Raw genomic sequence first — 11,419 nt, 5'->3', positions numbered from 1 at the left:
GAGGCCTCCGTGCGGGACCCACGCGCGGCCGGGGCCGACATCGACTACCGCAGGTCGACGGTCGGGCACGACGTGGACGGGGCCACCGAGACGGCGGCCGCGACGTGGGCGCGACGGCGGTACCTCGCCCGGCGCCGACGCGGACCGGGTCGTCAGCGGTCGGTGAGCTTCCAGCCGGCACCGGCCTCCTGATGCTCCCAGAACCGGGCGAACAGTCCGCCCGCGGCGAGCAGTTCGGCGGGTGCGCCCTGTTCGGCGATCCGGCCGTCATCGATCACGATCACCTGATCGGCGCGGCGGATACCGGCCTTGCGGTGGGCGACGATGATCCGGGTTCGCGGGATGCCGCCCGTCGACAACGCGTCGACGACGGCCCGCTCGTTCTCGTTGTCGAGGGCGCTGGTGGCCTCGTCGATCAGCAGGACCGGTGCCGGTTTCAGCAGGGCCCGGGCGATGCTGATGCGTTGTCGCTCACCACCGGAGAGCACCGAACCGCCCTCCCCCACCGGCGCCCTGAGTCCGTCCGGCAGTCGGCTGACGATCTCGTCGACCCGGGCCAGCCGCGTCGCGGCGGCGACCCGGTCGGGCCCGGCGGACGGATCTCCGGCCAGCACGTTCTCCTCGATGGTGCCCTGGATCAGGTACGGCTCCTGGAACACCACACTCGACAATGCCCGGCGCGCCGGCAGTTCGAGCTTCGCCACGTCCACGCCGTCGAACAGGATGCGCCCGGCCCGTGGCTCGTGCAGTCCCGCGATCAGACCCAGGATCGTGGACTTGCCCGATCCGGATGCGCCGACGATCGCCGTCGCCGAACCGGCCTCGATGGTCAGGTTCAGGTTCTCCAGGATCGGGTGGTCCCGACCGTAACCGAATGTGACGTTCTCGAACTCGATCCGGGGTGCCCCGACGGGATTGGATGCGACGAGGTTCGAGGTGAGCGCCGAACCCTCTTGCGGACCATCGGTTTCCGCGTCGAGTACCGACCCGATCCGGCGCAGGGTCAGCCGTGTGGTCTCCAGGCCCGCGCCGAGTTCGGCCAGCACCGTGAACGGTTCGAGGTAACGCACGGCCACCACGATCAGCGCCACCGACTCGGCCGGCGACAGGTCACCGCGCACCGTCAGCCACGCCGCGGTCCCGGCGAGCGCGAACAACGCCACTTGGCTTGCCAGACTGAACAACACCTGACCCGGGATCTGGTACATCAACAGCTTGGTCAGCGCGCCGTGCTGACGGTCCAGCGCGTCACCGACCAGACTCCGTTCCGGTTCGGCCCGCCGGGACACCCGCAACGCCTCCTGGGTGCGGGCGAACTCGATGACCCGGCCGTTGAGCTCGGCGTTGGCCTCGTCGGCGACGGCATCGGCCTTCTTGGTGATCGCCGTCGTCGCCCACTGCGCACCCAGCAGCAACGGCACCCCGGCCAGTGCCACCAGCGCCAGTTGCCAGGCCACCGGGAACAGGACGATACCGATCACCGCGGGCAACAGCACCGCACCGGCCACCGGGACCACCAGATACACCACCAGCCCGGCCAGGTCGGGGCCGGTCGCGGCGATCGCCTGCCTGGCGTCGGCGGTGTTCGCGGCGTTGAACCAGGTCAGCCGGACCCGTGACAGTCGTTCGGCCACGTCGCGTTGCGCGTTGTCGACGATGCCGAAACCCAGACCGAAACCACTCGTGGAGATCATCCTGTCGACGATCCAGCCCACGGCGGTCGACACCGTGAGCGCACCGAGCCAGAGCAGTGCCTTGTCGTGATCGCCGTCGAACAGTCCGGACAACAGGGGCACCAGGAACACCACGCTCGCCGCGCGGATGATCACCGACACCACCGTCAGAATTGTGAAACGGCGCACGAACCCGGAGTAGCCGGGTGGGATCAGCGCCAGCACCGTGCGGATCATCGTTGTGCTCCCATACTCAGGTCGGCACCGTTGTCGGGCGCCGCGGTGTCGGCCGGATTCCCGGCGGAATTCCCCTCCAACGAATCCCATAACGCCCGATACCGCCCCCGTGCTTCGAACAGCTGTGCGTGGGTACCGGTTTCGACGATTCTGCCGTCGTCGAGGACGACGATCCGGTCGGCGTCGACGACGGTGTGCAGCCGGTGCGCGATCACCAGAACCGTCCGATCCGCGGCCAGCGTGCTCAGCGATTGCTGCACCAGGTATTCCGACTCCGGATCGGCGAATGCGGTGGCCTCGTCGAGCACCAGGATGGGTGCGTCGGCCAGGAGTGCACGCGCGATGGTGAGGCGTTGCCGTTCACCGCCGGACAGGGCGGCATCGGCGCCGAGGAAGGTGTCGTAGCCCTGCGGCATCCGCTCGATGCGGTCGTGGATATTGGCCGCGCGGGCGGCGGCCTCGACACGCTCCCGGGACGCCTCGGGCACCGCCAGCGCGATGTTCTCGGCGACCGTTCCCGCGACGAGCTGCGTGCTCTGCAGAACGAAACCCAGATGCCGGTACAGTTCGTCGCCGGCCATCGTGCGTATGTCGCGACCACCGATCGTGATGGACCCGCCGCCGACATCGTAGAAGCGGGCCAGCAGCGCCGCCAGCGTCGACTTGCCCGAGCCGGACGGGCCCACCAGCGCGGTCACGGTACCGGGCGCCAGATGAAGCGAGATGTCGTGCAGGACGGGGGCGTCCTTGCGGTAGCCGAAGGTGACCCGGTCGAAGACGACCTCGGGGCTGCGGACAACGGGGGTCCCGGTGACGGCCGTCGGTTCGGCTTCGAGTGCGGCTAGTTCGGGCTCTTCCAGGGTCGCCTGAATATCGCGGGCGGCGATCGTGCCGGACCGCAAAGCGGCCAGACCGTAGCCGATTCCGAGCAGCCGCGCACCGAAGGTGGTGCCCAGGAACAGAAACGGCAGCAGGTCGACGGGCTCGGCCCATCCCCAGATGACGAACAGCGTTCCGGTGAAGCAGATCAGCCACAGGAAGGTGGTGGGCCGGGTGACCAGGTCCATCACGGTCTTGGCCTTGATGAACGGGCGCTGCCAGTTGCCCAGGAAGCCGATGTAGTCATCGAGATTGCGCCGGAAACTCGACGCCATCACTCCGCCGAACACCCGGATCACCGGCTGCGCCTCCAGATAGGCCGCGGCCTCCCCGTTCATGTGTTCGGCCCACTTCTGCGCCTGCGGGATCTTCGGGCCCGACTGCGCCATCATCCGCCACATCACCACCACGTAGGTGAGGACGGGGATGAACATGCACAACGCGATACCCCAGTCGACGGTGAACAGATAGATCAGCACCGCGATCGGCGTGACCACCGCGGCAACGGCGTCCACCACCGCGTGGGTGACCAGATAGTGCAGGGCCAGGGTGTTGTCCTGGATCTGCGACTTGATCACACCGGAATTGCGTGCGGTGAACCAGCCCAACGGCATCCGCGCCATCTTGCCGAGCAGACGATGCCGCAGATCGTGCGAGAACCGGGCATCGACCAGGTGCAGCCACAGCTGTAGCGCGAATTCGAGCAGCAGCCCCGCGCCGAGCAGCCCGAGCGCCCAGAAACCGAGATTCCACAGTTCGGACGTGGGCGCGTCGCGCAGTACGCGCCGGGCGAACTCCACCAGCAGCACGAACGGCGCCAGTTGCAGCAACACCAGGATCGCCTGCGCGAGACCGGCGACGATGAGCTTGCCCTTGAGCGGCGCGATCAGTCTGCCCGCGCCCGCCGCATTCCATTCACCCTGGACCGCCGACGGGGTGGCCGGCTCGGTGGCCGGCGCCGACCGCCCGGCAGCCGATGCGGTCGCCGGGGCCACCTGTTCGGGTTCGGTGGCAGCCGTCCGGGCCGCGTCCCCGGTGTCGGCCTCGGTATCGGCCTGGGCCTGGGCCTCGGGATCTCGCTCCTTGCCCATCGCCTTGCCGTGCGCCCAGTACGCCTGCGCATGTGTTTCCGATTTGGGGAAGCCGAACTCCTTGGCCCGTTTGCGGACCTCCTTGAGGGTGCCCGATTCGGGGCACACCCAGAGGTACCAGTTGGACCAGTCGCGGTTCTCCAGCGCCGAGGCGACCGACGTCGCATCCAGCCGCGGCACCCAGTGCACCCGCAGCCGCGGATGTTCGGGCAGCGGCAACCGGTGGTCGAGCCGGTCGTGTTCCTCCAGGTACAGCTCGATCGGCAGGTCGTCGGGAATGACGGACACGACGGTACGGATCGCCGGCAGGGAGGCCGAGTCACCGATCAGCAGATAGCCGTCCGGACGACCCACGGTGGGCACCTCGAACGGCATCGCGCTCATCCACATGAATGAAATCTCGGCACCGGGCTCAACGGTCGCGGCCCACGTCGACGCAGGTCCGGCCGGTTCATGGAGCACGAAGTCGATGGAGAACTCCCCCGTTTCGGGATCGGCGTCGACGAATGTGTAGCCGCGCTGGAACTCTTTGCCCTCCCCGTCGGGGAACCAGCCCCGCACAAAGGCCGTCGGGAAGTCCTCCGCCTCCTCGAACAGCGTCCCGGACACGAACCACACACGCCTGCAGTGCGGTGTAATATACTGTACGCCAGTAACTTTCGCCCGATGATCGCGCGCACCGAATGCACGCATCAACGCTCCGTTAAAACCTCTCGACATCACGTCCTCCCGGCGGCCGGATCGATGTAAGGCCAGACTCACCTTAGTTACCGGGCGGTCTTGTCAACAATCCCCCGGGCCGAATGCACAGATTCCTCATGCATCGATCCGGCAACGACCCAGCTCAGCGGTAACGATATTCAGACACCGGGCCGGCGATTTGGCAGAGTGGGCAAGACGGACATCCACCCGAGACGGACATCCACCCGAGACGGACATACACCACCGAAAGGCATCGGTTAACCATGAGACTCCTCCGACGTATCGGCCTCGCCCTCGGCGTCACCGCAACGGCCACCGTTCTCGCCGTCGGTGCGGGCACCGCACACGCGGCCCCGGTATCGGGCGCCAACCCGACCGGCATCACCACCGCCGCCCCCGGAAAGCTCACCACAAAGCTCACCAACGCGACATTCCTCCCCTATAGCGGCGGCACCACCCTCGACGTGGCCAACCGCAGCGGCAAGGTCATCGAGCGCGTTCCGCTGACCATTCCCATCAGTGGTGTCGACGTCCCGCTGCGGGTGAACCTGAGCGCCGACCGCACCAGCGCAACCCTGACCCCGATCGTCACCCCGGACACACGCAACATCATCAGCAAGGACGTGCGACCGTACGCGTCCAAGCAGGCCGCCTACAACCGGATGATGCGTGAGGTCATGATCGGCTGGAACAACGGCGGCAGCCTCACCGCCGCCATCGGCGCGGTCGTCGGTCTCGTCGTCGGCTGCTTCATCTTCGTCGGCTGCCTGTGGCTGGCCGGTATCGGCGCTGTCGTCGGTGCCGCCATCGGTATCAACGATGCCAACCCCCGCGCTTTCCACGCGGTGCTGAACTGGCTCAACGCCTAGCTGTACTTCCCCGACACGTTGTGAACATCTGAGGTAAGGCGAAGACCTCCGGGCAGGATGTGGGTTACCACACTCACCATCTAGCCACGGAGGTCTTCGTGACTCACGCTAACGCACCGTTGACGCCCGAGGGGCGTCGCCGTCTTGCTTCCCTGATCATCGATGAGGGCTGGTCTTTGCGGCGCGCTGCCGAACGGTTCCAGTGTTCGCCGGCCACGGCCAAGCGGTGGGCCGACCGTTACCGCGCCGGCCAGTGCCTGACCGACCGCAGTTCCCGCCCCGCCCGCTCACCGGCCCGGCTGCCCCGACGCACCGAACGACGAATCATCTGCCTGCGTTACTCCCGCCGGTGGGGACCGCACCGGATCTCCTATCACCTGGGTATCGCGCGTTCGACGGTCGGTCGGGTCCTGGAGCGCTACCGGATGCCGCTGCTGTCGAACATCGACCAGGCCACCGGACTACCGGTGCGCAGACCGAAACCGAAACGGTACGAGGTCGACCGGCCCGGACGACTCGTGCACGTCGACATCAAGAAGCAAGGCCGAATCCCCGACGGTGGTGGCTGGCGTGCTCATGGTCGCGGATCGGCCGCGGACCGTACTGCCGGTGTGGCCCGTGGCCGGGCAGCACGCTCGGGAGCACCGCACTCGCGGGGCTACCGCTACCTGCACCATGCCGTCGACGACCACTCCCGGGTGGCGTATTCGGAGATCCTCGACGACGAACGGAAAGAGACCGCGGCCAGATTCTGGCGGCGCGCCAACACGTTCTTCGCCGAGCGCGGCGTCGAAGTGACCGCGGTAATGACCGACAACGGTTCCTGCTACCGCTCCAACGCGTTCGCCCAGGCACTGGCCGAGACCGGGATCAAGCACAAGAAGACCAAGCCGTATCGGCCGCAGACGAACGGGAAGGTCGAACGTTTCAACCGAACCCTGGCCGCCGAGTGGGCCTACGCCCGCCCCTACACCAGCGAAGCCGAACGCACCACCGCCTACACCGCGTGGCTGCACCACTACAATCACCACCGACCCCACACCGGAATCGGAGGCCAAGTCCCCTCAGACCGCGTTCACAACCTCACGGGGAAGTACACCTAGCCCTGATCACCCACGACGCCGGTTGAGGTCCGCTTCAACCGGCGTCGTCGGTATCCGGGGTACCGGATAACCCCAGAACGCTAGTCTCGGACGGGTGAACGCACGCGCAGGAATCATCGTCACCGGAACCGAGGTCCTGACCGGCCGGATCGCCGACCGCAACGGGCCGTGGGTATCCGAACAACTCCTGGGATTCGGCGTCGACGTCGCCCACATCACCCTCTGCGGCGACCGTCCCGACGACCTCACCGCGCAACTGCGGTTCCTCGCCGACGAGGGCGTCGACCTGATCGTCACCACCGGCGGACTCGGGCCCACCGCCGACGATCTGACCGTCGCGGGCGTCGCCGGGTTCTGCGGACTCACGCTGCGGCACGACCCGGAACTCGAACAGCACATCACCGACATCCTGCGGCGCTGGCGCGGCATCGACGGCCGGCTGCCCGCGGCCGCCGCCGCCGGGGTGCACAAACAGGCGTATGTCCCGGACGGCGCGCGGCATATCCCGCCGACCGGCACCGCACCCGGCATCGCCATCTCGCGCACGGACTCGGTGCCCGCGATCATCGTGCTGCCCGGCCCGCCTCGGGAACTGCGGGCGATGTGGCCGGCCGCCGTCGCCACCCCGGCGTTCACCGACGTCATCGCCGCGCTGCCGGCGTTGCGGGAGGAGACGATCCGCGCGTATCGGCTGTCGGAGGCCGAACTCGCCGACACCCTGCGTCTGGCCGAGCACGAGATACCCGATTTCGACTCCCTGGAGATCACCACCTGCATCCGGGGCGGCGAAATCGACATGGTCACCCGGTTCGCCGAGGACCCTTCTTCCCCGGTGGCGGGGTCTGCCGAACACTCCCCGCAGCCCCGCTCGCCCGGCGGCCGGGCGTACGCGCGTCTGGTCGATCTGCTGACCGACCGTCACCGCGCACAGATCTTCTCCACCGACGGATCCACCGTCGACGACCTGCTGGCCGCCGCCCTGACGGGACGGATGATCGGGACCGCCGAGTCCTGCACCGGTGGAAAGGTCGCCGCCCGGCTCACCGACCGCGCGGGATCGTCGGCGTATACGGCGGGCGGGGTGGTGTCGTACTCGAACGAGGTGAAGACGAACGTCCTGGGCGTACCGGCCGAGATGATCGCCGAGCACGGCGCCGTCAGCGAGCAGGTGGCCGAGGCGATGGCCGACGGTGCGCGGCGCGTCCTGGGCACCGACATCGCCGTCTCCACCACCGGGATCGCCGGCCCCGATGGCGGGTCTCCGGAAAAGCCCGTGGGCACTGTATGTTTCGGAATCTCCGTGTCCGGTTCGCCCACCCGGACCCACACCATCCGGTTCCCGGGCGACCGCGCCACCGTCCGCGCTCTCACCGTCACGGCCGCGCTGCATCTGATCCTGGAAGCCGTCGGGAGCTGACGCCAAGAATTTCTTTCCCCTTCAACGGTATATCGCGGACGGGGCCTTGCCGCAAGACCCCCCGCGTGGTGCACAATCGTGGATCCCCAGCCCACGAGGAGTTCACCACCGCATGAACCACGCGTTCAATCTCCCGGAATCCCTTGCCCACAAATCTGATTCACGGTTCATCGGCGGCGACGGCGCGCACTTCGCGGCCATCGACGCCGCACTCGGCCACACCGTCGCCACCCTGACCGCCCGCATCGACGCCCTGCGTAGAGCACCCGGCGGAGCCGGACATCATGCGATGGAACGCGACATGGACATCCACCGCACCCACACCCGGCTGGCCACAATCGAGCGGTACGGGCTTGATCTGTGTCTGGGCCGAATGGTCGGCACCGACGGAACCGTCACCTACATCGGCAGACTCGGACTGACCGATCCGATGGGTGAGCAGTTGCTGGTGGATTGGCGCACACCAGCGGCCGAACCGTTCTTCACCGCCACCCTCGCCGACCCGCGCGGCCTGACCAGCAGACGCCGCTACCGCTGGTCGCACGGATCGATTGTCGATTTCTGGGACGAATCGCTGACCGCCGACACACCACCCGATCTCGTTCTCGACCGCGACTCGGCGTTCCTGGCAGGGTTGAGCGGCGGCCGGGGCGAGAAGATGCGGGATGTACTCGGCACCATCGCCGCCGACCAGGACGCGATCATCCGGGCCGGGTCGGCGGGGACCCTCGTCGTCGACGGCGGGCCGGGAACGGGCAAAACCGTTGTCGCCCTGCACCGGGCCGCCTACCTGCTGTACGCGGACCCGCGGTTGAGCGGACAGCGGGGCTCGGTGCTGGTGGTGGGGCCGCACCGGCCGTATCTGTCGTATGTGGCCGACGTACTGCCCGGACTCGGCGAACAGGGCGTACTGACGTGCACGATCGCCGATATGGTGCCCGAATCGGCGTCGGCGGCGGCCGAATCCGACCCGGAGGTCGCACGACTGAAGGCGTCGGCGGCGATGGTGGCAGCGATCGAACCGGCGGTACGGTTCTACGAGGAATCCCCGGGTACCGCGTTGCGCATCGAAACATATTGGGGTGAGGCGACACTCACGCCCAACGATTGGGCCGAGGCGTTCGCCGAGGCCGATCCCGCCGCGACGCACAACGATGCCCGCGACGCGGTGTGGGAGAAGCTGCTGGAGATCATGCTGGAATCCTTGCCCGGCGTCGAATCCGGCGAGCGCGGCCGGGCATGCGCCTCGCTACGCCGCAATAGGGCCCTCACCACCGCGTTCAACCGGGCGTGGCCCCTGCTGGACCCGACCGACATCGTCGGCGACCTATGGTCGGTGCCCGCCTACCTCGCCAGGTGTGCGCCGCAGCTGAACCGCACCGAAGTGACTCTGCTGCAGCGCGACGACCCCGGCGCGTGGACCACCTCCGATCTGCCGTTGCTCGATGCCGCGCGACGACGCATCGGCGATCCCGAGAACACCCGGCGCCGGCACCGCCACGCCGCCGCACTCCGCGCCGAACGTGCCCGGATGGACGATGTCATCGACGACGTGATCGACGCCGACGACAGCGAGATGCAGGTCGCCTCGATGCTACGTTCGGCCGATCTGCGCAACGCCCTCGACGACCACACCGTCTCGCCCGTCGCCGATCCCGACGAGACGGCCGGGCCGTTCGCGCATATCGTGGTCGACGAGGCCCAGGAACTCACCGACGCCCAGTGGCAGATGCTGATCAGCCGTTGTCCGGCACGCAGTTTCACAGTTGTCGGCGATCGGGCACAAGCGCGCGACGGGTTCACCGAGTCGTGGACCGCCCGGCTCGGACGGGTCGGGTTGCGCCACATCGCGGTGGCCGGTCTGTCGGTCAACTACCGCACCCCGGTCGAGATCATGGCCGAGGCCGAGCCGCTGATCCGGGCAGCCGTTCCCGACGCCAATGTGCCCCGGTCGATCCGGTCGTCCGGGCTCCCGGTGATCCGGGCCGGGATCGATGACCTGGACGCCGTGCTCGATGCGTGGCTCCGCGAGAATCCCGATGGAACCGGTTGTGTGATAGGTGGATCCGGTCCGGCACACCACCCCCGGATCAGGACCTTCACCCCGGGCACCGCCAAAGGCCTGGAGTTCGATCTGGTGGTGCTGGTGCGGCCCGAGTCGTTCGGCGCCGGGGTGGCCGGCGCCGTCGACAGGTATGTGGCGATGACCCGCGCCACGCAGCGGTTGGTGATCCTGAGCTGATCGCGGAGCGGGGTCACCGGCCTGGGACCTACGACCCTAAAGACACCCCATTCCGATCCCAAACCCATGCGCGCACGCGCATGGGCGGGTAGACCGGTGAGCAGGACGACTGTCGACAATGAGAGGCAATCCCGCGATGAAGGCGATCCAGTTCATTGCCCCCGGACAACCCCCCGAATTGCGTGAGGTGGACAAGCCCACGCCAGGCCCCGGACAGGTGCTGCTCAAGATCACCGCCGCCGGGGCCTGCCATTCCGATGACTTCGTGCTCAACGCCCCGGCCGGGGCATTCGACTACCCATTGCCGATGACACTCGGTCACGAGGGCGTCGGAGTGATCGCCGAGGTGGGTTCCGGCGTACGGACGGTGTCCGAGGGAACGGCGGTCGCGGTGTACGGGCCGTGGGGCTGCGGCACCTGCTACCGGTGCGCCGAAGGTCAGGAGAACTATTGCCTGAACGCGGCCGAACTGTCCATCACACCGCCGGGGCTCGGCACCGACGGCGCCATGGCCGAATATCTGCTCGTCGATGACCCCCGCCACCTCGTGCCACTCGGAGACCTCGATCCGGTCGGCTCGGTGGCGCTCACCGACGCCGGTCTGACCCCGTATCACGCGATCAAGGCCTCGCTGCCCAAACTGGTCGGTGGCACCACCGCCGTCGTCATCGGCGCGGGCGGACTCGGGCATGTCGGGATCCAGTTGCTGCGCCACCTCACCGCCTCCCGGATCATCGCCGTCGACGTCTCCGAGGACAAGCTGGCGTTCGCGAAGGAGGTCGGGGCCCACGAGGCTGTGCTCAGCAACGAGGACACCGTCGCCGAGGTCCGCAAGTTCACCGGGAAGCAGGGCGCGACGGCGGTCTTCGACTTCGTCGGATACCAGCCGACCATCGACATGGCGATGGCCATGGTCGGGGTGCTCGGCGACGTCACCATCGTCGGCATCGGCGACGGGGTGGCCGCCGCCAAGGTCGGCTTCTTCGCACAGCCGTACGAGGTGTCGGTCCGGGCGCCCTACTGGGGCTCACGGAGCGAGCTCATCGAGGTGCTCGACCTGGCCCGGGACGGAGTTGTGCGGGTCGAGACCGAGAGGTTCGGTCTCGACGACGGATTGGAGGCATACCGGCGGCTGGCCGCGGGCACTCTGCGTGGCCGGGCCGTGGTGGTCCCGGACTAGCGTCGGTCATCGGACTGTCGTTCACC

Annotated in this window: 7 protein-coding genes; 5 read left to right on the top strand and 2 right to left on the bottom strand. The window is 68.0% G+C overall.

All coding sequences use genetic code 11. The features are described 5' to 3' along the window. Positions 1-152 precede the first annotated feature (152 nt). Together GII31_RS00915 and GII31_RS00910 are read right to left on the bottom strand one after the other, a co-directional pair. Positions 153-1,910 carry an ABC transporter ATP-binding protein gene (locus GII31_RS00915; RefSeq protein ID WP_213245946.1) on the bottom strand — a complete coding sequence of 586 codons (1,758 nt, stop codon included), beginning with the start codon at positions 1,908-1,910 and terminating at the stop codon, positions 153-155. Next, complete coding sequence (locus tag GII31_RS00910) at positions 1,907-4,600, bottom strand: ABC transporter ATP-binding protein/permease (RefSeq protein ID WP_213245944.1); 2,694 nt, start codon at positions 4,598-4,600, stop codon at positions 1,907-1,909. Before GII31_RS00910 ends, GII31_RS00915 begins: the two co-directional genes overlap by 4 nt. Before the next feature lie 245 nt (positions 4,601-4,845). Here GII31_RS00910 and GII31_RS00905 point away from each other — a divergent pair, with 245 nt between their 5' ends. From GII31_RS00905 to GII31_RS00885, 5 genes are all read left to right on the top strand, one after another. Further along, the gene (locus tag GII31_RS00905) at positions 4,846-5,451 is read left to right on the top strand and encodes a hypothetical protein (protein WP_213245942.1); all 606 of its coding nucleotides are present in this window, start codon (positions 4,846-4,848) and stop codon (positions 5,449-5,451) included. 98 nt (positions 5,452-5,549) lie between these two features. Then, positions 5,550-6,554: an IS481 family transposase gene (locus GII31_RS00900; RefSeq protein ID WP_260839994.1), complete on the top strand. Its 1,005-nt coding sequence runs from the start codon at positions 5,550-5,552 to the stop codon at positions 6,552-6,554. 94 nt (positions 6,555-6,648) lie between these two features. Beyond that, on the top strand, positions 6,649-7,971 hold the full coding sequence (locus GII31_RS00895) for a competence/damage-inducible protein A (protein WP_213245940.1): 1,323 nt from the start codon (positions 6,649-6,651) through the stop codon (positions 7,969-7,971). A 112-nt stretch (positions 7,972-8,083) separates the two neighbouring features. Further along, a complete protein-coding gene (helR, locus tag GII31_RS00890) occupies positions 8,084-10,213 on the top strand; it encodes an RNA polymerase recycling motor ATPase HelR (protein ID WP_213245938.1) in 2,130 nt (709 codons plus the stop codon). A gap of 136 nt (positions 10,214-10,349) precedes the next feature. Continuing rightward, positions 10,350-11,393, top strand: coding sequence for an NAD(P)-dependent alcohol dehydrogenase (locus tag GII31_RS00885; protein ID WP_213249633.1), 1,044 nt, complete (start codon positions 10,350-10,352; stop codon positions 11,391-11,393). The last annotated feature ends 26 nt before the right edge of the window (positions 11,394-11,419 follow it).

This window comes from Gordonia pseudamarae (assembly GCF_025273675.1).
Lineage (GTDB): Bacteria > Actinomycetota > Actinomycetes > Mycobacteriales > Mycobacteriaceae > Gordonia > Gordonia pseudamarae.
This window is presented reverse-complemented; position numbering and strand designations above follow the sequence as displayed.